Annotated in this window: 27 protein-coding genes and 2 pseudogenes; 9 read left to right on the top strand and 20 right to left on the bottom strand. The window is 71.2% G+C overall.

Annotated features, from left to right (window positions below):
* Positions 1-79 precede the first annotated feature (79 nt).
* The 4 genes from ACWC0C_RS00470 to ACWC0C_RS00455 all read right to left on the bottom strand — a co-directional run bounded on the left by ACWC0C_RS00470 (position 80) and on the right by ACWC0C_RS00455 (position 2,853).
* Entirely contained in the window at positions 80-676 is a 597-nt protein-coding gene (locus ACWC0C_RS00470) for a hypothetical protein (protein WP_449197588.1), read from the bottom strand.
* Positions 677-754: 78 nt separating this feature from the next.
* Positions 755-1,246: a helix-turn-helix domain-containing protein gene (locus ACWC0C_RS00465; RefSeq protein WP_450860507.1), complete on the bottom strand. Its 492-nt coding sequence runs from the start codon at positions 1,244-1,246 to the stop codon at positions 755-757.
* 69 nt (positions 1,247-1,315) lie between these two features.
* On the bottom strand, positions 1,316-2,428 hold the full coding sequence (locus tag ACWC0C_RS00460; RefSeq protein ID WP_450860505.1) for an ABC transporter substrate-binding protein: 1,113 nt from the start codon (positions 2,426-2,428) through the stop codon (positions 1,316-1,318).
* A 53-nt stretch (positions 2,429-2,481) separates the two neighbouring features.
* Positions 2,482-2,853, bottom strand: coding sequence for a VOC family protein (locus tag ACWC0C_RS00455; protein WP_450860503.1), 372 nt, complete (start codon positions 2,851-2,853; stop codon positions 2,482-2,484).
* A 29-nt stretch (positions 2,854-2,882) separates the two neighbouring features.
* On the opposite strand from ACWC0C_RS00455, the gene ACWC0C_RS00450 reads away from it, so the two are divergent.
* Positions 2,883-3,743, top strand: coding sequence for a GNAT family N-acetyltransferase (locus tag ACWC0C_RS00450; RefSeq protein WP_450860501.1), 861 nt, complete (start codon positions 2,883-2,885; stop codon positions 3,741-3,743).
* A 21-nt stretch (positions 3,744-3,764) separates the two neighbouring features.
* Here ACWC0C_RS00450 and ACWC0C_RS00445 read toward each other — a convergent pair whose 3' ends face one another.
* The 3 genes from ACWC0C_RS00445 to ACWC0C_RS00435 all read right to left on the bottom strand — a co-directional run bounded on the left by ACWC0C_RS00445 (position 3,765) and on the right by ACWC0C_RS00435 (position 6,617).
* On the bottom strand, positions 3,765-4,631 hold the full coding sequence (locus ACWC0C_RS00445; protein WP_450860499.1) for an RNA polymerase sigma-70 factor: 867 nt from the start codon (positions 4,629-4,631) through the stop codon (positions 3,765-3,767).
* Positions 4,628-5,194 carry a carboxymuconolactone decarboxylase family protein gene (locus ACWC0C_RS00440; RefSeq protein ID WP_450860497.1) on the bottom strand — a complete coding sequence of 189 codons (567 nt, stop codon included), beginning with the start codon at positions 5,192-5,194 and terminating at the stop codon, positions 4,628-4,630. Before ACWC0C_RS00440 ends, ACWC0C_RS00445 begins: the two co-directional genes overlap by 4 nt.
* 76 nt (positions 5,195-5,270) lie before the next feature.
* Complete coding sequence (locus ACWC0C_RS00435; RefSeq protein WP_450860495.1) at positions 5,271-6,617, bottom strand: aminotransferase-like domain-containing protein; 1,347 nt, start codon at positions 6,615-6,617, stop codon at positions 5,271-5,273.
* Positions 6,618-6,724: 107 nt separating this feature from the next.
* Here ACWC0C_RS00435 and ACWC0C_RS00430 point away from each other — a divergent pair, with 107 nt between their 5' ends.
* Positions 6,725-7,363, top strand: coding sequence for a LysE family translocator (locus ACWC0C_RS00430; protein WP_449197580.1), 639 nt, complete (start codon positions 6,725-6,727; stop codon positions 7,361-7,363).
* A gap of 102 nt (positions 7,364-7,465) precedes the next feature.
* The gene (locus ACWC0C_RS00425; RefSeq protein ID WP_450860493.1) at positions 7,466-9,835 is read left to right on the top strand and encodes an ATP-binding cassette domain-containing protein; all 2,370 of its coding nucleotides are present in this window, start codon (positions 7,466-7,468) and stop codon (positions 9,833-9,835) included.
* A gap of 11 nt (positions 9,836-9,846) precedes the next feature.
* On the opposite strand, the gene ACWC0C_RS00420 is transcribed toward ACWC0C_RS00425, so the two are convergent.
* Positions 9,847-10,419, bottom strand: a complete 573-nt coding sequence (locus tag ACWC0C_RS00420; protein WP_450860491.1) for a dihydrofolate reductase family protein — start codon at positions 10,417-10,419, stop codon at positions 9,847-9,849.
* A 158-nt stretch (positions 10,420-10,577) separates the two neighbouring features.
* On the opposite strand from ACWC0C_RS00420, the gene ACWC0C_RS00415 reads away from it, so the two are divergent.
* A complete protein-coding gene (locus ACWC0C_RS00415; RefSeq protein WP_450860489.1) occupies positions 10,578-11,276 on the top strand; it encodes a TetR/AcrR family transcriptional regulator in 699 nt (232 codons plus the stop codon).
* Positions 11,277-11,280: 4 nt separating this feature from the next.
* Here ACWC0C_RS00415 and ACWC0C_RS00410 read toward each other — a convergent pair.
* From ACWC0C_RS00410 to ACWC0C_RS00395, 4 genes and pseudogenes are all read right to left on the bottom strand, one after another.
* Positions 11,281-11,412: pseudogene (locus ACWC0C_RS00410) on the bottom strand (RraA family protein); the annotation flags it as partial.
* 40 nt (positions 11,413-11,452) lie between these two features.
* A complete protein-coding gene (locus ACWC0C_RS00405) occupies positions 11,453-13,483 on the bottom strand; it encodes a HelD family protein (protein ID WP_450860487.1) in 2,031 nt (676 codons plus the stop codon).
* A gap of 49 nt (positions 13,484-13,532) precedes the next feature.
* Entirely contained in the window at positions 13,533-14,147 is a 615-nt protein-coding gene (locus tag ACWC0C_RS00400; protein ID WP_450860485.1) for a TetR family transcriptional regulator, read from the bottom strand.
* A 231-nt stretch (positions 14,148-14,378) separates the two neighbouring features.
* Positions 14,379-15,479 carry a phosphotransferase family protein gene (locus ACWC0C_RS00395; RefSeq protein ID WP_449197574.1) on the bottom strand — a complete coding sequence of 367 codons (1,101 nt, stop codon included), beginning with the start codon at positions 15,477-15,479 and terminating at the stop codon, positions 14,379-14,381.
* A 236-nt stretch (positions 15,480-15,715) separates the two neighbouring features.
* On the opposite strand from ACWC0C_RS00395, the gene ACWC0C_RS00390 reads away from it, so the two are divergent.
* The 3 genes from ACWC0C_RS00390 (at position 15,716) to ACWC0C_RS00380 (ending at position 16,662) form a co-directional block, all read left to right on the top strand.
* Positions 15,716-15,997, top strand: a complete 282-nt coding sequence (locus tag ACWC0C_RS00390; protein WP_450860483.1) for a hypothetical protein — start codon at positions 15,716-15,718, stop codon at positions 15,995-15,997.
* A 171-nt stretch (positions 15,998-16,168) separates the two neighbouring features.
* Entirely contained in the window at positions 16,169-16,342 is a 174-nt protein-coding gene (locus ACWC0C_RS00385; protein WP_450860481.1) for a hypothetical protein, read from the top strand.
* Complete coding sequence (locus ACWC0C_RS00380; protein ID WP_450860479.1) at positions 16,339-16,662, top strand: hypothetical protein; 324 nt, start codon at positions 16,339-16,341, stop codon at positions 16,660-16,662. Before ACWC0C_RS00385 ends, ACWC0C_RS00380 begins: the two co-directional genes overlap by 4 nt.
* A gap of 22 nt (positions 16,663-16,684) precedes the next feature.
* On the opposite strand, the gene ACWC0C_RS00375 is transcribed toward ACWC0C_RS00380, so the two are convergent.
* Positions 16,685-17,434: an HAD family hydrolase gene (locus tag ACWC0C_RS00375; protein ID WP_450860477.1), complete on the bottom strand. Its 750-nt coding sequence runs from the start codon at positions 17,432-17,434 to the stop codon at positions 16,685-16,687.
* Entirely contained in the window at positions 17,434-18,315 is an 882-nt protein-coding gene (locus ACWC0C_RS00370; protein WP_450860475.1) for a winged helix-turn-helix domain-containing protein, read from the bottom strand. Before ACWC0C_RS00370 ends, ACWC0C_RS00375 begins: the two co-directional genes overlap by 1 nt.
* A 134-nt stretch (positions 18,316-18,449) precedes the next feature.
* Between ACWC0C_RS00370 and ACWC0C_RS00365 the strand changes: the two genes are divergently transcribed.
* Positions 18,450-18,617 carry a hypothetical protein gene (locus ACWC0C_RS00365; RefSeq protein WP_449197569.1) on the top strand — a complete coding sequence of 56 codons (168 nt, stop codon included), beginning with the start codon at positions 18,450-18,452 and terminating at the stop codon, positions 18,615-18,617.
* Here ACWC0C_RS00365 and ACWC0C_RS00360 read toward each other — a convergent pair.
* The 3 genes from ACWC0C_RS00360 to ACWC0C_RS00350 form a co-directional block, all read right to left on the bottom strand.
* Positions 18,612-19,523: a winged helix-turn-helix domain-containing protein gene (locus ACWC0C_RS00360; RefSeq protein ID WP_449197568.1), complete on the bottom strand. Its 912-nt coding sequence runs from the start codon at positions 19,521-19,523 to the stop codon at positions 18,612-18,614. The two genes, ACWC0C_RS00365 and ACWC0C_RS00360, sit on opposite strands and share 6 nt — an antisense overlap.
* Before the next feature lie 302 nt (positions 19,524-19,825).
* The gene (locus ACWC0C_RS00355) at positions 19,826-21,061 is read right to left on the bottom strand and encodes a GNAT family N-acetyltransferase (RefSeq protein ID WP_450860473.1); all 1,236 of its coding nucleotides are present in this window, start codon (positions 21,059-21,061) and stop codon (positions 19,826-19,828) included.
* Positions 21,062-21,112: 51 nt separating this feature from the next.
* Complete coding sequence (locus ACWC0C_RS00350; protein WP_450860471.1) at positions 21,113-21,745, bottom strand: RsiG family protein; 633 nt, start codon at positions 21,743-21,745, stop codon at positions 21,113-21,115.
* Positions 21,746-21,904: 159 nt separating this feature from the next.
* Between ACWC0C_RS00350 and dtd the strand changes: the two genes are divergently transcribed.
* Entirely contained in the window at positions 21,905-22,330 is a 426-nt protein-coding gene (gene dtd / locus ACWC0C_RS00345) for a D-aminoacyl-tRNA deacylase (protein WP_449197565.1), read from the top strand.
* A gap of 78 nt (positions 22,331-22,408) precedes the next feature.
* Here the strand turns inward: dtd and ygfZ are convergent, their stop codons facing one another.
* From ygfZ to ACWC0C_RS00330, 3 genes and pseudogenes are all read right to left on the bottom strand, one after another.
* Positions 22,409-23,374, bottom strand: a complete 966-nt coding sequence (gene ygfZ / locus ACWC0C_RS00340; RefSeq protein WP_450860470.1) for a CAF17-like 4Fe-4S cluster assembly/insertion protein YgfZ — start codon at positions 23,372-23,374, stop codon at positions 22,409-22,411.
* A 9-nt stretch (positions 23,375-23,383) separates the two neighbouring features.
* Positions 23,384-23,821: a Fur family transcriptional regulator gene (locus ACWC0C_RS00335; protein ID WP_449197563.1), complete on the bottom strand. Its 438-nt coding sequence runs from the start codon at positions 23,819-23,821 to the stop codon at positions 23,384-23,386.
* Between the two features lie 16 nt (positions 23,822-23,837).
* Positions 23,838-24,810, bottom strand: a pseudogene (locus tag ACWC0C_RS00330) (RNA-guided endonuclease InsQ/TnpB family protein); the annotation flags it as partial.
* Positions 24,811-24,816: the final 6 nt, after the last annotated feature.

Here is a 24,816-nt window from a genome sequence, read left to right as displayed (position 1 = left end):
GTCCGTACAGCCACCGTACCCGTACAACGGGCCGGACACCCCCAAGGTGCCCGGCCCTTTGTCATCCCGGCCGTGCCGGTCACTTGGCCGGCGGGACCGTCTTCTTCGCCGTGGTGCTCTTGCGCGGAGCCGGCGTCTTCTTCGCCACCGGCTTCTTGTCGGCGGCGGGCTCGGCCCCCGCCTCTGACGCGGCCGGCTTCGGCTCGTCCTCGGCCGGCTCGGACTTGCCCTCGACGGCGATCGCGAGGTCCTCGATCTCCTCGGCGGCCTCGCCGCGCCAGCTCTTCACGGCCTGCTCGCCGTGCTCGGCGACCTTCTCGTAGGTCTCGCGGGCCTTGACGGCGTACTCGGCGGCGACGCCGACGCCGCGCAGGGCGAGGTCCTGGGCCTGCTCGCCGATCTTCTTCAGGTCGACGTCGAGGGTGCCGAGGAACTCGTTGACCTTGGTCTGGAGGGTCTCCTGCGCCTCCTTGGCGCGGGCGGCGGCCTTCTCCTGCACGGCCTTCGGGTCGGTGTTGCGCACGGCCTCGATGCGGGCCGGGGCCTCGGCGCGCAGCTGCTCGACCAGGGCGGGCACCTTCTTGGCCTGCTGGAAGGCGAGGTCCGCGGTGCCGGCGGCGAAGTAGAGCGGAGTCGGGTCGCTGAGGGTCTTGCGCAGGTCGTCGGTGATGGCCATGGTGATCAGGTCCTCCCGGATTCGCGTTCGGCTGAGGTTGGTGTGGTCCGCGGTGTGGCGGCCGGCGCCCTGGTCCGGTTATCCGGCCGTCCGCCGCGGACCCGCATCGGCATCGTGTCCGTCCGCCGTGCCGGTGCCGGGCACGGCGGTGTCGGCGTTGTCGGCGGTGTCCTCTTCGAAGCCCTGATCCGCGTCCTCGTCCGCCGCGGGCTCGCCGATCCCGAATCCGTTCTCTTTCCGGAAGGACTCGTAGATCTGGAGCAGCACCTGCTTCTGCCGCTCGTTCAGCGAGGGATCGGCGAGGATGACGGCGCGCGTCTCCACCTCGTCCCGGTCCCGCTCGGCGTCGAGGATCCCGGCGCGGACGTACAGCGTCTCGGCGGAGATGCGCAGGGCCTTGGCGACCTGCTGGAGCACCTCCGCGCTGGGCTTGCGCAGCCCGCGCTCGATCTGGCTCAGGTACGGATTGGACACCCCGGCGGCGTCGGCGAGCTGCCGCAGCGACAGCTGGGCGTTCCGCCGCTGCTCGCGCAGATACTCACCGAGATTGCCGACGTTCAGCGATGCCATGCCTCCACCTTGCCCCACCCTCGCTAACAATTGCAAGCACCCGCTTGCAAAAGTGTGTCGGGGATCGACTCACTCGGCGTAGCGGACCCGGAAGCGATCGGGCTCCGCCGGATCCCGGTCAACGACCTGGACCGGCGTCCGAGCCCATTGCCACACGCTGATGCCTGGCGTGCGGGAGAACCGGATCTCCCCGCGGGTGCCTTCGACCGCGGCGTGCGGCCAGGATTCGGCCGTGCGCGCCCGGTCCGTGCCGTGAGAACGCAGCACCTCGGCGAGGACGGCGATCGTGTCGTAGCCCTCGAAGACGACGAAGGAGGGCGCTTCGGCCAGCCGCTCGCGCAGGGCCGTCCCGACTCGTACACCGAGTGGGCCGAGGCGCTCGGGCAGGTAGCGCAGGAACGGGACCCCGGCTCCGTCGTCGCCCAGCAACGCCGCCCATTCGGCGAACTCCGGTTGCCCGGCCGGAGCACCGATCATGACCCCGGCGAGGCGCCGGTCCCGGCGGACGGACCTGACGATCGGCACTGCCGGATCCGGGTGGCCGACCAGCAGGAGGAGGGCTGTCGCGCGATGGTGGGCGAGTTCGTCGCACAGGTCTGCGGGGGTCAGCGCACTCATGTCGAGTTCGATGACGGTGCCGCCGCGTGGGGCGAGGTGGTCCCGCAGGATGCGGGTCCCGGTTGCCCAGTAGACACTCGGCTGGGCTGCTACGGCTATGCGGCTGTGGCCCGCGCCGAGCAGGAAGTCCGCGTAGACCCGCCAGCCGCGGGACTGCGGCGGGGACAGGCGCGCGACCCATTCCGTCGGCTGGTCGGTGAGCGCGTCGAGAACCGCTGACGAGCAGAGGTACGGCAGGCCGAGGGCGTCGGCCCTGGTGGCAGCGGAGCGGGCGACGACGCTGTGGTACTCCCCCGCCAGGGCGGCCACGCCCAGGCGAGCCAGTTCGTCCACGGCCGCCGCGGCCCTCTGCGGATCGGCCGCGGTGTCCCGGACCACCAGCTCGACTGGCCTTCCGGCGATCCCGCCCGCGTCATTGACGTCGCGAACGCCCAACTCCAGGCCGGCGAGCAGGTGTCGGCCCGCCTCGACCCAGCCGGGCCGAGTCAGCGGAACGAGGGCACCGATCCGGACGGACGATCCGTCGGTCCGCTCCGCGGCTGGTGGCGATGGTGGCGTGTTCATGCGTTGGCATCTCCCGAGTGACGATGGCGTCGTGCTCCCGAAACTAGCCACCATCAGCGCGTGCTGATGCAGAAGGGGTGCCCGGCCGGATCGGTGAGGACCCGCGCCTTGTCGCCGTGCGGCTGGTGATCCGGCTTTCCCGCGCCCAGCGCCAGGAGGCGGGCCTCGGCTTCGTCCAAGTCCTCCTCGACCTCGAAGCAGATGTGGAGCTGCTGGGGAACGACTTGGCCGGGCCAGCTCGGGGCCCGGTAGTCGTCGACCCGCTGAAAGCCGATGAAGAGTCCGTGTTCACCGACCAGACCCGCGAAGTCGGCGTCCGACTTCGGGTGCGGTTCAAGGCCGGTGGCCTGCTGGTAGAACGCCGCCAAGGCCGGTGGATCAGGGCAGTCGAGCGTTATCGCAACCAACTTCATCTGCGGGATCATGGCATATCCGCCATGGGGAATCCTGAAGCATGCTCCCGGATGACTGGCACCTCACGGACGACGTCGACGACTTCCTCGCCCGGGCCGGAGGCTTCCTGCGCTCGCGGCCCGGCCCGCACGTCATGCAGCTGACGTGGGCCGAGAGAGTGCGAGCGCGCGGGGCGGAGTCGTTCGGCGGCGAAGCCCCCGTCTTCGGCGTGCTGGAGCGAGCGGGCGAGGTGCGCGCCACCTTCTACCGCCTCCCGCCCCGCGGTCTGGGCCTCTCCCCGCTCACGCCCGAGCAGGCCGACTCCCTCGCCGCCCGCCTGGCCACCCTCGGGCACTCCCTTTCCCGTGTCAGCGCGGACCACGGCACCGCCACCGCTTTCGCCGGGGCCTGGCAGCGGCACACCGGGGTGACGCCGGAACTGCGCGACACGCGGCTCCGTCTGTACCGCCTCGGCACGCTGACCCCACCGGAGCCGCTGCCGGCGGGCCGGGGCCGTGTCCTGGGCGAGCAGGACCTCGAGCACGTCATGTACTGGTGCGGCGAGTTCGCCAGGGCCGTCGGGGAGGACGTCTCCCTCGACGCCGGCTCCTGGGCAAGAACGCGCTTCGCCGACAAGCGCTACACGCTCTGGGAGACCCCGGACGGCACCCCCGTCTCCCTCGCGGGAATGAACCCGATGATCGGTGGCCAGATCCAGGTGGACATCGTCTACACCCCGGCCCACCTGCGCGGCCGCGGCTACGCGGGTGCCGTGACGGCGGAGGTGAGCCGGGCCGCGCTGGCCGCGGGCGCGAGGGACGTCGTCCTGTTCGCGGACCTGTCCAACCCCACCAGCAACGCCCTCTACCAGCGCCTCGGCTATCGCACACTCACCGACTGGGCCGTGTACGACTTCTCCTGACCCGGGAGCGGACGCCGGGGCCTACCGGGCGAGTTCGGCCGGCTCGTCCAGGCGGGTCAGCTTGTGCGGGTTGCGGACCACGTGGATGCGGGTGATCCGGCCGTCCTCCACCGTGAGACTCACCGCGCTGGGTTCGCCGTCGAACTCGATGCGGCCGGCCGGTGTGCCGTTGAGCCATACGGCCGCCACGTCCAGGGTGTCCACCAGCCGGTGTACGCGCGCGAGCACCTCGGCCACCACGTCGGCGCCGTGGAACGGAGTCAGCGCCGCGGCGACCACCCCGCCGCCGTCGGTGATCATGACCACGTCCGGGGACATGATCTCCAGCAGCTCCCGCAGCTGCCCGGTGCGCAGTGCGGCCAGGAAGCGGTCCACCACGGCCCGCTGCTCCGCGCGGCTCACCCGCACGCGCGGCCGCCGGGCCGCCACGTGTTCGCGGGCCCGCCGGGCGATCTGCCGTACCGCGGCCGCCGTCTTCCCGACGGCCGCGGCGATCTCGCCGTACGACAGGTCGAAGACCTCGCGGAGCACGAACACCGCCCTCTCGGTCGGCCCCAGCGTTTCGAGTACCGTCAGCATCGCGATCGACACGCTCTCCGCGAGTTCGACGTCCTCGGCGACATCGGGGCTGGTCAGCAGCGGTTCCGGCAGCCATTCGCCGACGTACTCCTCGCGGCTGCGCGACAGCGTGCGCAACCGGTTGAGCGCCTGCCGGGTGACGATCCGGACGAGGTACGCCCGCGGGTCGCGCACCTGCGACCGGTCGGCGTCGGCCCACCGCAGCCAGGACTCCTGCAGCACGTCCTCCGCGTCGGCCGCCGAGCCGAGCATCTCGTAGGCGACCGTGAAGAGCAGGCCGCGGTGGGTGAGGAAGGGGTCCTCGGTCATGAAGCCGGCTGCTCCCGGCGTACGGCCAGGGGGATCTCGCAGGCGTCGGAGAAGCCCTGCGACGTGACCCCGAGCGCCGTGTTGTTCCTGGTCGCGAAGTTGGCGAAGGCGATCGTCGCGGTCAGCTCGACCAGCGCCGCCGGGCCGAGCCGGTCCAGCAGGCTCGCGGACAGCTCGTCGGTGACGGTCGGCGGGGTACTGGTCATGGCCTCGGCGTACTCCATCACGTCCCGCTCCAGCGGCGTGAACGCCTCCGACTCCCGCCAGCGCGGCACCTGGCTCGCCTTGGTCAGGTCCAGGTTCTTGTTCTGCGCCTGGAAGTAGTTGATGTCCAGGCACCAGCTGCAGCCGACCTGTGCCGCGACGGCCATGTGCGCGAACGACTTCAGGCTCTCGTCCGCCACATCCCACGCGTTCACCCGGGCCCCCAACTCCTGGGCCGCCTCGGTGACCGCCGGGTTGTGCCAGGTGGCCAGGACGGGCTCGAACACGGTACCGAACTGCTCGACCATGCTCTTGGTGAGCTCGGCGGTGAGCTCGGCCTTCGGGACGCGGAGCGTCATGGTGTCCTCCTCAAGTGCTTACCGGTTCGGCATGAAGACACCGCCGGGCGCACGGATGTGACACCCCGGCCCGCGTTCAGTCGGTGACCAGGTCCTCCGGGGCCGAGCGGGCGAGTCCGGCGAGCGTGCCGAGTGCCTGGGCGAGGGCGTCCGGCCGCGCGGTGGCGAGGCCGAGGCGGACGGCGGCCGGGGCGTGGCTGTCGCCGATGGTGAACGCGGCCGCGGGCACCACCCCGATGCCGTGCCGCGCGGCGGCGGCGACGAACGTGTCCGCGCGCCACGGCTGCGGCAGCCGCCACCAGCAGTGGTAGGAGCGCGGATCGCTCCGCACGGCGAAACCGGCGAGCTCCCGGGCGGCGATCCGCTGCCGGGCCGCCGCCTCCCGCTGCTTGGCCCGCACCAGCTTCCGTACGGTGCCCTCCTGCTGCCAGCGGTGGGCGGCCTCCAGGGCGAACCGCATGGGCGTCCCGCCGCCCGCGCGCAGGGCGGCCCCGATCCCGCTCGCCAGCGCGGGCGGCGCCACCGCGAAACCGAGGGTCAGACCGGGCGCCACGCGCTTGGACAGGCTGTCGATCAGTACGGTCCGCTCGGGGGCGTAGGCGGCGAGCGGCGGCAGTTCGTCGCGCAGGAACGCCCAGACGGCGTCCTCGACCGCCGGCAGCGCGAGCCGCGCCAGGACCTCGGCCAGCGCCCCGACCCGCCCCTCGGGCATCGACAGCGAGAGCGGGTTGTGCACCCGCGGCTGGACGTAGACGGCGTGCAGCGGGGCCGCGGCGTGGGCCTCGGCCACGGCCCCGGGGACCAGTCCGTCCTCGTCCATGGCCAGCGGTACGAGGGTGATGCCGAGCCTGGCCGCCATGGCCTTGACGACGGGGTACGTCAGTTCCTCGACACCGAGGCGGCCACCGGGCGGGACGAGGGCGGCGAGGGCGGCCGAGAGGGCCTGCCGTCCATTGCCCGCGAACAGGATCCGCGCCGGGTCGGGGCGCCAGCCGCCACGGGCGAGGAGGCCGGCGGCGGACTCCCGCACGGCCGGCAGGCCGGACGCGCCGACCGGCCGCAGGGCCCGGCCGAGCGCGTCGGGGCCCAGCAGCGCGCCGAGCCCCTCGGCGAGCAGGGCGCTCTGCTCGGGTACGGCCGGGTAGTTGAGCTCCAGGTCGACCCGGGTGGCCGCCGGTTCGGTGAGCGCGAGGGCGCTGCCGCCGGGGTCGGTGGACGCGGCGCGCACGAACGTACCGCGGCCCACCTCCCCCACCGTCAGGCCGCGGCGGGCCAGTTCCCGGTACACGCGCGTGGCGGTGGAGTTGGCGATGCCGCGCTGCCGCGCGAACGCGCGCTGCGGGGGCAGGCGGTCGCCGGGGCGCAGGGCGCCGGAGATGATCTCTTCGGCGACCGCGTCGGCGACACTCAGGTAGTCCTTCACGACACGCCATCCCAGCACAGGATTGCACCGAGTGCAATGTTTTGATTGCACTGAGTCATTGCACTGCCCTACGCTCGCCGCAGCGCAACCGTGACTGGGGGGTTTTCGTGGTCGATGTGAGCGGGATCGTCGGCGTGGCGGTGGTGGCACTCGGCATGGTGCTCACCCCCGGCCCGAACATGATCTATCTGGTCTCCCGGAGCATCACCCAGGGCAGACGCGCCGGGATGATCTCCCTCGGCGGGGTGGCGCTGGGCTTCATGGTGTACCTGCTCGCCGCGAACCTGGGCCTGTCGGTCGTCTTCCTCGCCGTACCGGAGCTGTATGTCGCGGTGAAGCTGGCCGGCGCCGGCTACCTCGCCTACCTCGCCTGGAACGCCCTGAGGCCGGGCGGCATCTCCGTCTTCGCCCCGCAGGACGTGCCGCACGACTCGCCGCGCAGGCTGTTCGCCATGGGGCTGATGACGAACCTGCTCAATCCGAAGATCGCCATCATGTACGTGTCCCTCATCCCGCAGTTCATCGATCTGGACCGGGGCCATGTGCTGCTCCAGGGCCTGCTGCTCGGCTCGGTGCAGATCGTCGTGAGCATCGCGGTGAACCTCGCCATCGTGCTCGCCGCCGGCACGATCGCCGTCTTCCTCGCCCGCCGCCCGTCCTGGCTCAAGATCCAGCGATGGCTGATGGGGACGGTCCTCGGCGGGCTCGCCGTCTCGCTGGCCGCCGACACCTCGGGACCGGCGTAGCCGGGCCGCAGCGGACAGGGGACGTGGTCAGGGCAGGTGGTCGGGACAGGTGGTCAGGATTCGAGAAGCGCCCGGCGGTCCGCCCCCGCTACGGTGACCGCCATGGACGACGCCACCGCACCGCACGCAGCCGACAGCCACGATCTGATCCGGGTGCACGGCGCCCGGGAGAACAATCTCAAGGACGTCAGCGTCGAACTCCCCAAGCGCCGGCTGACCGTGTTCACCGGTGTGTCCGGCTCGGGCAAGAGCTCGCTGGTGTTCGACACGATCGCCGCGGAGTCGCAGCGGCTGATCAACGAGACGTACAGCGCGTTCATACAGGGCTTCATGCCGACGCTGGCCCGGCCCGAGGTCGACGTCCTCGACGGGCTGACCACCGCGATCATCGTGGACCAGCAGCGGATGGGCGCCGACCCGCGCTCCACCGTCGGCACCACCACCGACGCCAACGCCATGCTGCGCATCCTGTTCAGCCGGCTCGGGCGGCCGCACATCGGCTCGCCCAAGGCGTTCTCCTTCAACGTCGCCTCGATCAGCGGTGCCGGTGCGGTCACCGTGGAGCGCGGCGGGCAGCAGATCAAGGAGCGGCGCAGCTTCAGCATCACCGGCGGCATGTGCCCGCGCTGCGAGGGCCGCGGCACGGTCTCCGACCTCGACCTCACCCAGCTCTACGACGACTCCCTCTCCCTCAACGAGGGCGCCCTCACCATCCCCGGCTACAAGACGGGCGGCTGGAACTACCGCCTCTACACCGAGTCCGGCCTGTACGACCCGGACAAGCCGATCCGCGCCTTCACCAAGCGGGAGCTGCAGGACTTCCTGTACCGCGAGCCGACCCGGATGAAGATCGCGGGCATCAACATGACCTACGAGGGTCTGATCCCGCGGATCCAGAAGTCGATGCTCGCCAAGGACAAGGAGGGCATGCAGCCGCACATCCGGGCCTTCGTGGACCGTGCGGTCACCTTCACCGTGTGCCCCGAGTGCGAGGGCACCCGGCTCACCGCGGCGGCCCGGTCCTCGAAGATCGAGGGCGTCAGCATCGCCGACGCGTGCGCGATGCAGATCAGCGACCTGGCCGAGTGGGTGCGGGGGCTGGCCGAGCCGACGGTGGCGCCGCTGCTCGCGTCGCTGCGGCACACCCTCGACTCGTTCGTGGAGATCGGCCTCGGCTACCTCTCGCTCGACCGGCCGGCCGGCACCCTCTCCGGCGGCGAGGCCCAGCGCGTGAAGATGATCCGCCACCTCGGCTCGTCACTCACCGACGTGACGTACGTCTTCGACGAGCCCACGATCGGCCTGCACCCGCACGACATCCAGCGGATGAACGAGCTGCTGCTGCGGCTGCGCGACAAGGGCAACACCGTGCTGGTCGTGGAGCACAAGCCGGAGGCGATCGCGATCGCCGACCATGTCGTCGACCTCGGTCCCGGCGCCGGTACGGCGGGCGGCACCGTCTGCTTCGAGGGCACCGTGGAGGGGCTGCGGGCCAGCGGCACGCTGACCGGCCGCCACCTGGACGACCGGGCCGCCGTGAAGGACACGGTGCGCAAGCCGGCCGGCGCCCTGGAGATCAGGGGCGCCACGACGCACAACCTCCAGAACGTGGATGTCGACATCCCGCTGGGCGTGCTGTGCGTCGTCACGGGTGTCGCCGGCTCCGGCAAGAGCTCGCTGGTACACGGTTCGCTCCCCTCGGGCGCGGACGTCGTGTCCATCGACCAGGCCCCGATCCGCGGCTCGCGGCGCAGCAACCCGGCGACGTACACCGGGCTGCTGGAGCCGATCCGCAAGGCGTTCGCCAAGGCCAACGGCGTGAAGCCGGCCCTGTTCAGCGCCAACTCCGAGGGCGCCTGCCCCACCTGCAACGGCGCCGGTGTCATCTACACCGACCTGGCGATGATGGCCGGTGTCGCCACGACCTGCGAGGAGTGCGAGGGCAAGCGGTTCGAGGCCTCGGTGCTGGAGTACACCTTCGGCGGGCGGGACATCGCGGAGGTGCTGGCGATGTCGGTGACGGAGGCGGAGGAGTTCTTCGCGGCGGGCGAGGCGCGCACACCGGCCGCGCACAAGATCCTCGAGCGGATGTCGGACGTCGGCCTCGGCTACCTCACCCTGGGCCAGCCGCTCACCACGCTCTCCGGCGGCGAACGCCAGCGGCTGAAGCTGGCCACGCACATGGCCGACAAGGGCGGCGTCTACATCCTCGACGAGCCGACGACGGGCCTCCACCTGGCCGACGTCGAGCAGCTGCTCGGTCTGCTCGACCGGCTGGTGGACTCCGGCAAGTCGGTCATCGTCGTCGAACACCACCAGGCGGTCATGGCCCACGCGGACTGGATCGTCGACCTCGGGCCGGGGGCCGGGCACGACGGCGGCCGCGTCGTCTTCGAGGGCACCCCGGCCGACCTGGTCGCCGCGCGCTCGACGCTGACGGGGGAGCATCTGGCGATGTATGTCGGTGCGTGAAGGGAGCCTTGTCAGCGGACGACGTCGAAGACGTTCTTCTGCAGGCCGTTGGCGTAGACCTCGTGCTCGACGAGCTTCAGCTTCTGGGCGTCCTTGTCGGTGGCGCTGAACAGACGCTTGCCCGCGCCGAGCAGGAGCGGGAAGACGAGCAGGTGGTAACGGTCGATCAGGCCGGCGTCCGAAAGGGCCCCGTTGAGGGAGGCGCTGCCGTGGACGATGATCGGGCCGCCCTCGGTCTGCTTCAGCGCCGCGACCTCGTCGAGCGAGCGCAGGATCGTGGTCTCGCCCCAATTCGACACCAGGCGGTCCTGGGTGAGGCTGGTGGAGACGACGTACTTCGGCATCGGCTTGTAGTCGGCGAAGTCCTCCATGTCCGGCCACACCGGGCTGAACGCCTCGTAGCTGACCCGGCCCAGCAGCATCGCCGTGGCTTCCTTCTGCTCCCGGCCCTTGATGTCGAACGCTTCAGGGAGGAACTCGACGTCCTTGAAGGTCCAGCCGGAGTTCCGGTAGCCGGGCTCGCCGCCCGGGGCTTCCACAACGCCGTCGAGCGAGATGAAGGCGGTGCTGATCAGGGTACGCATCTGGGGCTCCTCGGGGTCTGATGTGCCGGTGCTGTCTCGCGGCCAAGCTTGTGTACGATGTCCACATTCGGGCGGCGTGATGATCCGCACCCCCCGACCGATCATGCAGGAGCCTAGACGAGACAAGTGGATGCTGTCCACATTGGAGGCGGGTGGCCGTGCCGGGGACCGAGAACGACACCGGGACCGACGCCGGGAGCGGAGACAGGGCCAGCGGCGGCACATCGACCGGCAAGGCGAAGCGGGACAGCTACCGCCACGGCGACCTCCGCAACGCGCTGATCCGAGCCGGTCTCGAACTGGCCCGTCAGGGCGGCCCGGAGGCCGTCGTGCTGCGCGCTGCCACCCGACAGGCCGGGGTCGTCCCCAACGCCGCCTACCGGCACTTCGCCGACCGGAACGCGCTGCTGCACGCCGTCTCCCAGGCGGCGATGGCCCAGGTCGCCCGCACGATGGAGGCCGAGCAGGCCGCCCTACGGCCCACCGCGGACCCCGCCGAGGCCGCCCGGGCCCGCTTCCGGGCCGTCGGCACCGGCTACCTCCGCTTCGCGCAGGAGGAACCGGGCCTGTTCCGGGTGGCCTTCCACGTCCCGGGCGACATGACCCACGCCGCAGCCGACACCGCCGCGGGCGACACCGGGAAGACCCCCTTCGAGCTGCTCGGCACCGCCCTCGACGGCCTCGTGGAGAACGGCCTGTTGCCCGAAGACCGCCGCCCCGGCGCCGAGTTCCTCGCCTGGTCCGCCGTCCACGGCCTCGCCGCCCTCCTCATCGACGGTCCCCTCCGCGGCCTCCACCCCACCCAGGCGCACGACGCCGGCCAGCACGTCATCGACATGATCGAACGCGGCCTCTGACCTCGGCGCGGTGGACGGCGGCGTGCAGCATGAGGTTGTCGCCGGGCGGGCAGCTGTCGGTGAACGCCGGTCCGGCGACGCGCGGTACGGGCGCCCACAGGGGCCCTATCCCGATGTCCATGACCTGTTCGCGGCCGCGGCTTCAGTGTCGGTCATGGTCCCGCACGCAACCCGCGTCAGAACGGCAACGGGCGTGCGTGGACCACGTCCAGCCGGGACACCGCGCGGGTCAGGACCACGTACAGCCGGTGCGCGCCGCGCTCCTCCGCCTCCACGACGGCGGCCGGTTCCACGGCGACGACATGGTCGTACTCCAGGCCCTTGACCATGCTCGCCGCCACCACGGTCACCCGGGCGCCGAGCGCGTCCGGACCGGCCGTGGCGACACCCGCCGCCGTGAGCGCCTGCCGCACGGCCGCCACGTCCGCGTCGGCCGCCACGACGCCCACCGAGCCCTCCTGGGCCAGCGCCTCGCGCACGGCGGTCACGGTCGTGCCCGGCACGTCGTCCGTCGGGCGGATCCGCAGCTCGCCGTCCGCGCGCAGGGAGCCGGCCGGGGGGACCGACACGTCCAGGCGGGGCAGGAGGCGGTTGGCCAGTTCCACCACCGCCGCAGGCACCCGGAACCCGGTGGTCAGCGGCACCACCGCCGCGTCCGGCCGGCCGAGGTGGCGCAGCTGGACGGACCAGTCGCGGGCGGCCCACGCGGTGGTGCCCTGGGCGAGGTCGCCGAGGACGGTCAGCGAGCCGAAGACCGCCCGGCGGGCGATCGCCCGGCACTCCATGGGGGAGAGGTCCTGCGCCTCGTCCACGACGATGTGCCCGTAGCCCTCGGGGTGTTCGATCAGTCCGGACAGTTCGTCCAGCAGCACGGCGTCCGCGGCCGACCAGCGGGCCGACTTGTACGAGCGCGGCGGGCGCGGCCAGAGCAGCGCCGACTGCTCGCCGGGGTCCAGCAGGCCGTCGGCCGCGCGCGCCAACGCCCGTGCGTCGGTGAGGAGTTCGGCGAGGACCTCCTCGGGGCGGACCTTGGGCCAGACCAGGTCGAGGTGCTCGGTGAGCGGCCGGGCCCGTTCGACACGGCGCACCCAGGAGGCGGGCAGCACCCCGGAGCGCCGTTCGGCCCGCTCGCGCAGCCGCCCTGCCACCCGGGCGCGTACCCGCTCGCGGCCGACGGCGTACGGCGGTTCCTCGGCGCGCACCGCCTCGACGATGTCGGTCAGTTCACCGGCGGGTACCCGCCACCGGCTGGAGCCGTCCCGCACGGCGAGGTCGGTCACGCCGTCGGTGGTCACGCGCGCGTACAGCGCCCGGCGCAGCACCTCGGCCATCCGGGCGTCGTGCTTGACCGCGGCGGTCTCCACCGGCTCGCTGCCGGTGACCGGCCGGCGGGCGATCTCCTCCAGCAGGGTGGACTGGCGCACGCCCGACTCGCCGAGCGAGGGCAGGACCTCGGCGATGTACGACAGGAAGGTGCGGTTGGGGCCGAGGATGAGCAGGCCGGCGCGCTGGAGTCGTTTGGGGTGGGTGTACAGGAGATAGGCGGCGCGGTGCAGGCCCACGGCGGTCTTGCCGGTGCCGGGCGCGCCCTGCACGCACACCGAGTCGGTGAGGGCGGCGCGGACCAGGTCGTCCTGCTCGGGCTGGATGGTGGCGGCGATGTCCCGCATGGGTCCGACGCGCGGCCGCTCGATCTCGCGGGCCACGATGTCGCTGGTCCGCGACTCGCCCCGGCCCAGGTGCTCGTCCTCCAGACCGGTCAGGTCGGCGGAGTCGCCGGTGCTGCCGGGCGCCCAGCCGAACCGGCGCCGTACCTCGACGCCGCGCGGGTCGCGGGCGCTCGCCTGGTAGAAGGCGCGGGAGACGGGGGCCCGCCAGTCGACCACGAGGGGCGGGACGGCCGGGTCCTCGGTGATCCGCAGCCGGCCCACGTGGTAGTTCTGCCCGCCGTGCTCGGGGTCGCCGCCGGAGAAGTCCAGGCGGCCGAAGAACAGCGGCCCGGGCGGCAGTTCGCGCAGCGCCTTGGCCTGGCTGCGCAACCGGTAGCCGAGGACCTCGGCGTCGGCCCCGGAGGCGGAGACGTCCTCGCCGATGACGACCTGTTCCGCGGCGCCCTCGACCATCGCGGCGAGGGCGGCACGACAGGTGTCGTGGTAGGCGCGCTCGGTGTGGAGGGTGTCGGTGAGGGCGGGGTCGAGTGACGTCATGACACCAGCGTACGCCAAAACATTACCGAGTCACATTTTTAACCAAGCCTCAGGATTCACGCTTCAGCTCCCGCAGCCCCTCCCCCAGCCGCCGGAACGCCCGCTCGGCCGCCCGTACGGCATCCGGAGCCACCTCCTCGGCCCGCTCTCCCGCCGCGATCCGCCGCCAGTTCTCCAGCGCGAGGATGCGCTGCACGGCGATGATCTGCCCCGCGGCCAGCCGGGCGTCCAACCCGTCCCCGAGCGCCTCGGCCAGCGCCGCCTCGGACCGCTCCAGGTGGCCGTACGCCCGCGCCACCAGGGCCGGGGTGCCGTAGAGCAGGGTGTGGAAGGCGAGCACCGCGGGATGGTCGTTGAGGCCGGTGACCGGGTCGTTGCGTTCCAGCCCGGCGAGGAAGTGGCGGCGCAGCGCATCCACCGGGTCGGCCGCACCGGCGACCACCCGCGCGGCCTCCGTCTCGTGGTCCGCGATCCGGTGCAGGACCAGGTCCTCCTTGGCCGGGAAGTACCGGAAGAGGGTCGGCTTGGAGATCCCGGCCGCCGCCGCGACCTCGGCCACGGACACCGCGTCGAAGCCCCGCTCCAGGAACAGCCGCACGGCGATGTCCGACACGTCCTGGTACATCCGCTGCTTCTTGCGCTCACGCAGACCCATCTCACCCATGAGGGGAGCGTACGCAAGGTCGGCCGGGCGGGCTGGGTCAGGCCAGGGCGCGGGCCAGGTACGGGTTGACACCGGGCCGGGACCGGGGCCGCAGGGCGGGCAGGGGCGGCAGTTTGGCGCTGCGGGAAGCCCCTCCTCGAAAGCCCCCTCTCCTCGGCGGCGGCGAGGAAGTCCCTGACGACGCTCACCACGATACGGCCGATCGGCCGGGTCCCGTACGGCAGAGGGCAGTCAGCGCACGGCTTCCGGGCGGGTGCCGTGCTCGCGGCACCAGCGCGTCAGCGCCGACGCGATCCGGTAGGGACCCGGTACCGGGTCCAGGCCCAGCGGCACGGCGGCCTGGGTGAGGATCCGGCGCAGCTTCAGCGCCGCGGGCGCGAGCTGCCGCCAGCCGGCGTCCGGTACGGCACCCAGCATCAGGGCGGAGCGGATGACATCGGTGATGACGGACTGGGCCCGCTTGTAGCCGAGCAGCAGCGGCAGGTCCTTGTGCCAGCCGTTCGTGCTGCCGGGGCGCACCTCCTCCACGGTGGTGTGCCACAGCTCGGCCACCCTGCGCGCCTGTCCCGCCGGGTAGCGCATCAGATGGAGGTGGGTCGCCAGTTCGTAGAGCGGATCGCCGACCATGGCGAGTTCCCAGTCGATGGTCCACAGGCGTTGTTCGGCGTCCACGATGAAGTTCTCGCGGTGCAGGTCGGCGTGGAGCAGGCTGAACGGGCGCCGGGTGAGGCCGGAGACGTGCTTTCGCAGGTGGGCGAACGCGTCGTCGTGCACGCCCAGTTCCCGGAAGAGCCCCTCGAACCGGTCGAGGTTGTGCCGGTAGACCCGGTGCTCGGTGAAATGGACGAGCCGTTCGAGGAAACCCTCGGTGTCACCGTCGTCCGGGCGGTCCTCCGGATCGCATCGTCGCGCCGCCCGAAGGCTCGTGGGCGCCACGGCGGCCAGCTGCCGGAAGAGCTCGACGATCTGCAGGTGGTAGACGTCCGGGACGGGCCTGCCGGAGGTGTGCAGGGAGCCGAGCGTGCGGCCCTCGATGAAACGCATCAGGCTGATGCCGCCGACCTCGGCGATCTCGGGAATGCCGCGGATCCGCCCCTGAAGATCCTGCAGCAACTGCTCCTCCGAGGCGAAGCAGCGCCGGTCGAACCACAGCAGGTCGGGCCGCGGCTCCCGGCACTTCCACCGCCCCGGCCGCACCCGGCCCGCCTCGCCGAGCAGCGGGAAGACGTACGTCTCGTGGTGATACCCGTGGAGCGGGCCCTCGACCAGACTCTCGTCGCCGCTCACCTCGACCGCGTGCAGTCGAGCAACCGAAGCTGATTGGGGGGACATTGCCCGTTTCTCTCGCGTTACCACCGGTGCAGGGTGCAGAGGTGGCAGCACGCTACTCCTTCCGCGGGCGTGCATCGTGCCAGACGCCGTCGACTCATCGAACCCGGTCGCTCCGGACGGCGACCGGACGCACACTTGTGCCCCGCTCGCCCCGCGCCCGCGCCATGACATGACCTGCGGTGCTGGCAGCGTGGCCGTCGGTGGTCCACACTGGCCGGGGTGGCGGGAGGAGTTCGATGGGCGGCCCACTCGACGAACGCGTGGCTCTGCGGCGGCTGCTCCTGGGCGCACACGCCGTGCTGCTCGACTTCGACGGACCGGTCACCGACCTGTTCGGCGACGAGTCCACCGCGCCCGTCGCACACGAGATCAAGGACGTCGTACGCGGGATCTGGGGGGACCTGGACCGCGATGTCGAGGAGTGCGACGACTCCCACGGCATCCTGCGGCACCTCAGGAACATGTCCGACCGGCCGGCCGCCCACCCCCCCCCTCGGCGGAACGCGCTCGGCAGATGAGCGGCCGGGGCGCGGACGCGGTCGTGCACACGCACGCCCCGGTGATCGAGGCCGCGCGAGCCCTGGCGGCCGCCGGAGTCAATTAGCCCCCACCGTCGCGCAGTTGGCGTGCGGGCCGGGCCCGTGGGCCATCACCCTCCCGCACCGACGGCGCACACACGGGGGGTACGTGTGGCATCTCGCACTCCGGGCGACAACGGCCCGAGCCGGCTCCAGCGACTGCGCGGGACGCTCGGGGAGTGGAAGCCGCGCATGATCCGCTGGCTGCTCGCCCTGGTCGCCCTGCTCGGAGTCGCCGCCGAACTGATCGATCCGCTGGGCAACGCGCTCAAGGGCCAGCAGTGATCCGGGAGTCGCCGCAGATACCCGAACGGAAGCTGTACATCCTCAACCAGGAGACCGTGTTCACCACCCCGTACGGCATCGAGCGCAGGGAGGTGACCTGGCACGACACCACCTACCGGATCCTCGACACGGAGGGCTTCGGGCCGCTCTACGGCCAGGCCCGCTACATCGGCTGGGACCTGCGCTCGACGTCCCGTACGACCGCGCAGATCGCGGAGCACCACATGGAGTGCCACCGCAACCTCTGGGACAAGCTCGCCTACATCAAGCCCGAGAGCCCCGTCATCACCGACCCGGTGTGGACGCCGCCTCGCCGGTAGGCGCGCCGCCGGTGAGCGCGCCTCACCAGCCGCGCAGGGTCCGCAGCAGCGGCTGCAGCGAACCGACCACGCACGTGGCTCCGAAGTCCCGCAGCAGCTTCGCCTTCCGTTCGTTACGCGCGTAGCCGAGGAACGGCACGGCGGCGGATCTCGCGGCGGCGAGGTCGGAGGGGGAGTCGCCGATCATCAGTGCCTCCTCGGGGGCGGAGCCCATCGCGTTCAGGGCCCGGCGCAGGCAGTGCGGGTGCGGCTTGAGGAGGTGCAGGTCGGTGGTGCGGCCGTAGATGTGGGGGGCGAAGCAGGCGGTGAGGCCGCGGTCGTTCAGGTAGGTGCGGACCACCTTCGGGGAGTTGTTGGTGGTGATGGCCAGGCGGGCGCCCACCGCTGTCCAGGTGCGTATCAGGGGGTCGGCGTAGGGGGTGGGATACGCGGAGCCGGCGGCCCGCAGCTCCTCCTGGGTGAGACGTTCCTCCAGCTCGGTCACGAGGTCGCTGCCGGGGTGCCGGCGGTCCACGGCGTGCAGCACCTCGTGCGGGTCCAGCGAGTCGCGCTCGGAGTCGCTGAGCAGGTTGTGCAGCCCGCGCCCGGCGAGCCAGTCCACCAGCTCGGCCGCCACCCGTTCCGCCGTGTGCCGCGCGAACAGACGGCAGATCGGCCCGTCGAAGTCCCACAGGACCACCCGGGCACCTTCGATCAGATCCCGGAGCTTCTCGGTCTCGTTCGCGGTCTGTTCGGTCTGCGTCGTCTCAGTCTGCGTCGCATCAGAAGTCACTAGGAGAGTGTCAGGTCCGTGGTGATGGTTTCCCAGAGGGCGTCGAACCACTTCTGCGATTGCTCCACGAACGCCGCGTCGCGCTGTCCGGCCCGCTGCTCGAAGGAGAACAGCAGGGACTCCGAGCCGAGGGTGTCGTACATCTCCAGCGTCCCGCGGTCGGTGGGCTCCGCGCGGCGCGTGACCATGTAGTGCGCGAACAGCGCCTCCACCCCGTTGAGCAGGTACAGCTTGACCGGCGGGGTGAACGGCAGGGCCCGGAAGGTGACCTGGACGTCGATGTCGTGGGTGCCGCGCAGCGCCTGCAGGTTGTACTGCAGCACCTGGCCCTGGGCGTTGCGCATGGCCAGCCAGCGCCGGTGGACGGCGTCGTCCTCCTCGCTCCCGGCGTCGACCGAGACCGGGAAGGCGAGGTTGATGTCGCGGGACGGCAGCAGGATGCGGGCGTCGATCCGCTCGGGGCACAGCCGGCCCTCGTGGACCAGGCGCAGCGGCTCGCCGAGCGCGGGGATCAGGCTCTGCGCGGTCAGGCAGACGGCGTCGATGCGCACGTGCGGCGCCGAGAACGCCTCGGTCAGCCGGGGCGCGAGGGCCACCATGGTCGGCTGCGGCTCCCCGCGCCCGGGCCCGGGCTCGGCGACCCGCGGCGGGCTGCCCTTGCTGACGTCGCTGAGCAGCCCGTCCTCCGCGAGCACCCGCAGCGCCTGGCGTACGGCACCCCGCTCCACCCCGAACTCGCCGGCCAGCTCGGCCTGGGTCGGCAGCCGCTCGCCGGGCCGCAGGGCGCCGGTGCGGATGCGTTCGCGCAGGGTGTCGGCGATCTCCTGGGGGGTGAGCCTTCTGCTGCCGTTCACTGCCACATGCTCCTGGGTCACGACCAAACGCTACAACTTTGTTCCATCTAGGGGCAGTTACCTGAAAGTTGTTTATAAACTATCACCAACTGGGGACAACCTAGATGGAGTTGGTTGCCAACTTTAGCAAGTTGGCCGTCTTCTGAAAGGGGGAAATCGCCGTGCAGACCTTCGCTTTCGTCCTCGAACAGCTGGTCCAGTGGAAGTACGGCACCGCAGGCGGCGTCGGCCTGTTCCTGTTCTCGGCCGGTATCAAGGCCAACCGCCCGGCGGTCACGTCCACCGGCGCCGTCCTGCTCGCCGTGCTCCTCGCGGGCCCGGTGCTATGAGCTGAGCACCAGGTCCGAACTGATCGTCTCCCACAGCGCGTCGAACCACAGCCGCGACTGCTCCACGAACGCGGCGTCCCGCTCCCCGGCCCGCCGCTCGAAGGCGAACAGCATCGAGCGCGTGCCGTCGGCGTCGTACAGCTCCAGATGCTCGTGCTCGATCTCCCGCTCACGGCGCAGAAGCGTGTAATAGGCGAACAGCGCCTCCTGGCCGTTGAGCAGATACAGCTTGACCGGCGGGGTGAACGGCAGCGCCCGGAAGGAGACCCGCACGTCGACGCCGTGCGTGGTGCGCAGGGCCAGCAGATTCTGCCGCAGCACCATGCCCTGGGCATTGCGCTGGGCCAGCCAGCGCCGGTGCAGCAGACCACCGTCATCGGCGGCCACCGCCGCCGGGAAGGCCAGGTCGATGTCACGGCTGGGCAGCAGCACCCGGACGTCGATCTTGGCCGGTTTCCATCGCCCCGCGTGGATCTGCCGCAGCGGCTCACCGATGGCCAGGGTGAGCGAGACCGAGGTCAGACAGAGCGCGTCGATCCGCACATGGGGGGCGGCGAAGGCGTCCGCGATACGGGGCGCGAGGCCGACCATCGTGGGCTGCGGCGCCGCAGGTCCGGCGGGCGGCCGGGCCGGTCCCGGCACCCCCGCCACGGTGGCCGGACTGCCCTTGGACACGTTGGTGAGCAGCCGCTCCGCCTGCAGGATGCGCAACGCCTGCCGTACGGCCCCGCGCTCGACACCGAACTCGCCGGCCAGCTCGGCCTGCGTGGGCATGCGCTGGCCCGGTCGCAGCACACCGGTCCTGATCCGGCTGCGCAGTTCGTCGGCGATCTCGCTGTGGGACGGATGGGGCCGCTGTGACCTCGTCCGTCCACTGGCGGAGACGTGCTCCGGGTCCACGGACAAACACTACAACTTCCCGCCAAGTTGCGGCAGTTCGTCGATAGCTGGTTATGAGCCGCTTCTCAACGGAGATAAGTACAGTGAAGTTGGCTGCCAACTTGCACGACATGGTCAAGCTTCCCAGTGGTTGGCCGACCGGGCTCCCTTCCGGAGGGGAGCCGGGAGTCCGGACAGGGGACGGCCACCGAAGCGCACCGTCACAACTGAACACGCCATCGCACAGCCACAACTGAACACCGCAGCACAGCCACAACTGAACAGCTCGCTACGGATGCACAGTCGGCGTCACCGGGAGAAGGGAACGGTCAGAAGATGTCCGGGCACCACGGTCGCCCGGACGAGCGGAACAGGGCGTCTGCCTTCCGGGCGGCGCCCTCTCGTTCTTCCCGGACCCGCCCGAGCGCGACGAGCCGCAGCACCGACTCACCACCGAGCCACACCGACGCCAAGTCCCCGACGTCCAGCGTGAGATCGGCACTCGCGGCGCCCGCCGGCACACAGGACGCCCCGTCCGGCGAGGCCTCCAGCCGGAACCGGCCCCCGGTCAGCCCCGCGTCATCCACGACGTCCAGGACCAGCGCCCCCGCCCCCTCGTACGTCCGCGCCTCCAGGGCCCGTACGACATCCAGGATCCGCACCCACAGCCAGTCGGCGTGCCCGGTGATCCGGGCCGCACGGGGGTCGGGCAGGTACCGGGGGAGCAGGTCGTCGGGGCCGCGGAAGCCGCTCTTGACCTTCGTGATCCAGTCGATCGAGCACAGGTAGTGCCACAGCGCCCGCTCGGCCGCCGGGGTGGTGGCGATGAGCCCGAGCACGGTGGCGGTCTGGTCCGGCTGCTTGCCGTTCCAGGTCTCGTCGGACTTGTACGCCACCAGCCCCTGGACCTCGCCGTCGGCCGCGCGGTGGACGGCGTAGAACGGCTCGGTCCAGTCGGCGTGGAAACGGACGACTCCGGTGTTCGCCTGCCACCACAGCTCGCTCCGGCTCACCGCGCCGGGCTGGAGGCGGCGGAACCGCTCGTACAGCTCAGGGCCCAGCTTGCGGACGTCCTCGCCGTCCACGAAGTCGATCCGCCCGCCGTCCCGAGGTCCCGACCAGCGCGGATCGAGGCCGGCCCGGGGCACCTCGACGGTCCACTCGGTCGTCCAGGTCGCCGGGCCGAAGCCGTAACGGCCGTAGATCGGGTACTCGGCGGCGATCAGGGTGGCGACGACGTCACCGCGCTCCTTCGCCGCCGCGAGGTCCTGGTTCATCATGCGGGTGAGCAGGCCGCGGCGGCGATGGGTGGGGCTGACGGTGACGTTGGAGATCGCGTCGGCGGGAACGGGCGCGCCGCCGACCGCGGTCAGCTCCTGCGCGAAGGACCGGAAGGTGGCCACACAGCGCCCGCCGTCGAAGGCACCGAGCAGCCGGCCCGGCACGAACTTCGCACGACGGGCCTCGATTTCCTCGGGCAGCGCCCGCGGCTGCAGAAACCCTGTGGCCAGCGCGCGCTGCCAGTCCTCGAATTCGTCCTCGGTGACGATCCGGACATCGCTCATGGGCCCACGGTAGGCGGACGGCCGCAGGGTGTCCTCCGAGTTTTTCCCTCGTCAGATCAGCAGGTCGTCCACCTGGGCCTCGCCCTCGCGGTAGCGCCGCGCGATCTCCCCGCTGCACTCGTCGGTCGTCTGCTGCAACCGCTGCCGGCGCCGCGAGACCTCCTGCTCGTAGCACACCAACCGCCCCATCGCACTGGTCAGTTCGAGGTCCGTGCGCGCCTGGAGGTCCGACAGCTCGACCTCGGCGAGCATCTCGGCGGCCAGCTGCCGGTACTCCTCGTTGTGCGGGGTGCCGAGCGTGACATGGCGGGCCGAGGAGCGGTGCCGGGCCGGGGCGTCCTTGAGGATCTCCGGGAGCCGGTCCACCACGGAGCCGTCCGCGGGCGCCGGCACGGACGCCTTGCCGCGCCGGCACAGCTCCGCGCGCAGGATGTCGATCCGGCCCTGCAGCAGCCGCCGCACATAGCTGAGGTCCGCCTCGTCGCGCTGGGAGTCACGGCGCAGGGTACGCAGTTCGGGCAGGCTCAGCCCGGCCAGATCGGGCGGATGGGGGTCCCCCCAGCTCGAAGAGGCTGGGGGAGGCTCTGCGGGCAGCGCCGGGCCCGCCGGCCCGTCGGCGCGCTGGACGGGCGGCCGGTACGTCCCCTGCGTCCCCAGCCACCCACTGGTGCTCGGTGTGCTCATGTGCTTCTGACCGTCCCCTCGACCGGCGTGTGGAAGCATCGTGCCACCCCAAGTGGCCGCTATGTGACCGAGTGCCCCCGAACGGCCCCAGATGGGGGGTAAGGGATCTATATTGGACCCCCTGTAACCGCGTGCCGGGCACCCGGCATGATGGTCCGCATGCGTGCGGTGGTGCAGAGAGTGGACGGCGCGAGCGTCGTCGTGGACGGCGAGACGGTCGGCGCGATCGAGGGCGAGGGCCTGTGCGTCCTCGTCGGCGTGACCCATGACGACACCAAGGAGAAGGCGGCGCAGCTGGCGCGCAAGCTGTGGTCGATCCGGATGCTGCAGGACGAGAGGTCGTGCAGCGACATCGCTGCCCCGCTGCTGGTCATCAGCCAGTTCACCCTGTACGGCGACGCTCGCAAGGGGCGCCGGCCGACCTGGAACGCGGCCGCGCCCGGCGATGTCGCCGAGCCCCTGGTGGACGAGGTCGTGGCTCAGCTGCGGGGGTTGGGGGCGACGGTGGCGACGGGCCGGTTCGGCGCGCAGATGCGGGTGTCCCTGACGAACGACGGGCCGTTCACGGTGCTGCTGGAGATCTAGGCGCGGTCGGCTGGGGCTGGGCCCCTAAGGGGCGCGGGGAACTGCGCGACCAGCCCCCACCGGCCCGCAGCCGCACGACTACGGCTCCACGACCACTTCCTGCGCGGCCGCCGTCTCTCCGGCCAGGAGCCTCGCCTCGACCGGGACGTTCCGCTTGACCAGTGCCAGGGCCACCGGCCCCAGCTCATGGTGCCGTACGGACGTCGTCACGAAACCGATCTTGCGGCCCTCCGGGCCCTCGTCCGCGATGCGGAGCTCCGTGCCCGGCACCGGGAGGTGGACGTCGCTGCCGTCGAGGTGGAGGAAGACCAGGCGGCGCGGCGGCTTGCCCAGGTTCTGGACGCGGGCGACCGTCTCCTGACCGCGGTAGCAGCCCTTCTGGAGGTGGACCGCGGTGCCGATCCAGCCCAGCTCGTGCGGGATCGTGCGGTGGTCGGTCTCGAAGCCGAGCCGCGGCCGGTGCTGCTCGACGCGCAGCGCCTCGTGGGCGAGGAGGCCGGCGGCGGGCCCGTGCGCGGCGGCGAAGGACTCCAGCTCCTCGCGCGGGAGGAACAGATCACGGCCGTACGCCGTCTCGCGTACGACGACGCCCTCCGGCGCCTCGGCGATGGACCCGGCGGGCAGCTGGACGACCGCGAAGTCGGCGGTCCGGTCGGCGACCTCCACCCGGTAGAAGAACTTCATCGACTCCAGGTACGCGATCAGCGCGTCCTGCGTGCCGGGCTCGACGTGCGCCCAGACGGTCGTACCGTCGTCCACCAGGTACAGCGCGTGCTCGATGTGCCCGTGCGCGGACAGGATCAGCGCCTCGGTGGCCTCGCCCGGGGGCAGCTCGCTGACGTGCTGGGTGAGGAGCAGGTGCAGCCAGCTCAGCCGGTCGTCGCCACTGACGGTGATGACACCGCGATGGGACAGGTCGACGAAACCGCTGCCGTCGGCGAGGGCGCGCTGCTCGCGGAACAGATCGCCGTAGTGGGCGGCGACACCTTCGTCCACGCCCTCGGCGGGGACGGCACCGGGCAGGGACAGCAGAGGGCTCTTCATACCGCCAGCCTACGACCTGGTAGTTGAACTCTTCAGCGCACAGTCCTTGCACCGGCCGAAGATCGCGAAGTGCTTCATGTCGGTGTCGAAGCCGAACTGCTGCCGCAGCTTGGCGGTGAACTCGGCCGCGACCTCCACGTCGGCCTCGATCACGTTCTCGCAGTCGCGGCACACCAGGTGCAGATGGTGGTGCCGGTCGGCGAGGTGGTACGTCGGCGCACCGTGCCCGAGGTGGGCGTGGCTGACCAGCCCCAGCTCCTCCAGCAGCTCCAGGGTCCGGTAGACCGTGGAAATGTTGACCCCCGACGCCGTCTTCCTCACTTCCACGAGGATGTCGTCGGGGGTCGCGTGCTCAAGGGTGTCGACGGCTTCGAGGACAAGCTGCCGCTGCGGCGTCAGCCGGTAGCCGCGCTGCCTGAGGTCGCTCTTCCAGTCGGTGCTCACCACACCGCCGAGTGTAGAACTACGTCAGCCGCCCAGGCAGTCGTGCCGGGTTTGCAGCTCGGATCATCGATGGCTTCGAAGCGTCCGGCCGCGTCCAGCCCTCACGTCACAGGGATGAGGGCAGGGGCCACTGACTTGGCCCCGCGAACCCACACCCACCAGCCGCGAGCGGCGATGTTGTGGGACGAGTTCAGATCCGCATGTTCAACGAAACCGCAGGATCTACAGGTGAACACGGCCTGAGACGGCCGGTTGCGCTTGTCGGTGTAGTGGCACCGGGAGCATTCCTGGCTCGTGTGAGCCGGATCGACATGCACGACCGGCACCCCGGCTCGTTTCGCCTTGTATGCGATGAACCGGCCGAGCTGATGAAAGGCCCAAGAGTGCAGCGTGACGCGTTGGGGCTTCCTGAGCCGTACCCGCTCGCGGATCCCGCCCAGGTCTTCCAGGGCAATCCCGCGACCAGTGCGTTGAGCCTCCGCCACGATTTGCTTACTGATCTTGTGGTTGATATCGCGGGCTCTACGCGCTTCTCTGCCCGCGTGCTTCGTCGCCCTTCTCTTGGCGGACTTGGTTCCCTTCCGCTGCAGCTTGGCACGCAGCTTCCGGTTCTGATCGCGACAGCGGTTCAAGCGCCGTCCGCTATATCGCCGCCCGGTGGAGGTGGTGGCTATGTTCACGATCCCGAGATCCACTCCGATGAACCCGTCCGGCTGGCCATTCTCATCGGCCTCGGGAACCTCGCAGGTAGCGACCAGGTACCACCGCCCGTTCCGACGGACCAGATCCGACTCGCCTCGTCGGTAGCGGGCCAGCAGTTGCATATGCTCCGGGCGCCCGGTGAAGGCGATGCCCTTCAGCCGACCGCTGGTGGTCCAAATCGACACCGTACCGGCGTCCATCTGCCAGGACAGACAACGGTCGTCGAACGGCTGAGCCGCTTCCGCTCGGAACGCGATCGGCTTCGACGTGGCGGCTGCCCACCTCTTGGAGTGTGA

It is taken from the genome of Streptomyces sp. NPDC001709, assembly GCF_053596375.1.
The sequence above is the reverse complement of the archived record's forward strand: the minus strand, read 5'-3'. Positions and strand labels throughout refer to the sequence as shown.

What these genes read in the sequence shown, in the direction of transcription:
- ACWC0C_RS00470 (WP_449197588.1), bottom strand. Translation starts at nt 676, where the DNA reads ATGGCCATCACCGACGACCTGCGCAAGACCCTCAGCGACCCGACTCCG.
- ACWC0C_RS00465 (WP_450860507.1), bottom strand. Translation starts at nt 1,246, where the DNA reads ATGGCATCGCTGAACGTCGGCAATCTCGGTGAGTATCTGCGCGAGCAG.
- ACWC0C_RS00460 (WP_450860505.1), bottom strand. Translation starts at nt 2,428, where the DNA reads ATGAACACGCCACCATCGCCACCAGCCGCGGAGCGGACCGACGGATCG.
- ACWC0C_RS00455 (WP_450860503.1), bottom strand. Translation starts at nt 2,853, where the DNA reads ATGATCCCGCAGATGAAGTTGGTTGCGATAACGCTCGACTGCCCTGAT.
- ACWC0C_RS00450 (WP_450860501.1), top strand. Translation starts at nt 2,883, where the DNA reads ATGCTCCCGGATGACTGGCACCTCACGGACGACGTCGACGACTTCCTC.
- ACWC0C_RS00445 (WP_450860499.1), bottom strand. Translation starts at nt 4,631, where the DNA reads ATGACCGAGGACCCCTTCCTCACCCACCGCGGCCTGCTCTTCACGGTC.
- ACWC0C_RS00440 (WP_450860497.1), bottom strand. Translation starts at nt 5,194, where the DNA reads ATGACGCTCCGCGTCCCGAAGGCCGAGCTCACCGCCGAGCTCACCAAG.
- ACWC0C_RS00425 (WP_450860493.1), top strand. Translation starts at nt 7,466, where the DNA reads ATGGACGACGCCACCGCACCGCACGCAGCCGACAGCCACGATCTGATC.
- ACWC0C_RS00420 (WP_450860491.1), bottom strand. Translation starts at nt 10,419, where the DNA reads ATGCGTACCCTGATCAGCACCGCCTTCATCTCGCTCGACGGCGTTGTG.
- ACWC0C_RS00405 (WP_450860487.1), bottom strand. Translation starts at nt 13,483, where the DNA reads ATGACGTCACTCGACCCCGCCCTCACCGACACCCTCCACACCGAGCGC.
- ACWC0C_RS00400 (WP_450860485.1), bottom strand. Translation starts at nt 14,147, where the DNA reads ATGGGTGAGATGGGTCTGCGTGAGCGCAAGAAGCAGCGGATGTACCAG.
- ACWC0C_RS00395 (WP_449197574.1), bottom strand. Translation starts at nt 15,479, where the DNA reads ATGTCCCCCCAATCAGCTTCGGTTGCTCGACTGCACGCGGTCGAGGTG.
- ACWC0C_RS00390 (WP_450860483.1), top strand. Translation starts at nt 15,716, where the DNA reads ATGGGCGGCCCACTCGACGAACGCGTGGCTCTGCGGCGGCTGCTCCTG.
- ACWC0C_RS00355 (WP_450860473.1), bottom strand. Translation starts at nt 21,061, where the DNA reads ATGAGCGATGTCCGGATCGTCACCGAGGACGAATTCGAGGACTGGCAG.
- ACWC0C_RS00350 (WP_450860471.1), bottom strand. Translation starts at nt 21,745, where the DNA reads ATGAGCACACCGAGCACCAGTGGGTGGCTGGGGACGCAGGGGACGTAC.
- dtd (WP_449197565.1), top strand. Translation starts at nt 21,905, where the DNA reads ATGCGTGCGGTGGTGCAGAGAGTGGACGGCGCGAGCGTCGTCGTGGAC.
- ygfZ (WP_450860470.1), bottom strand. Translation starts at nt 23,374, where the DNA reads ATGAAGAGCCCTCTGCTGTCCCTGCCCGGTGCCGTCCCCGCCGAGGGC.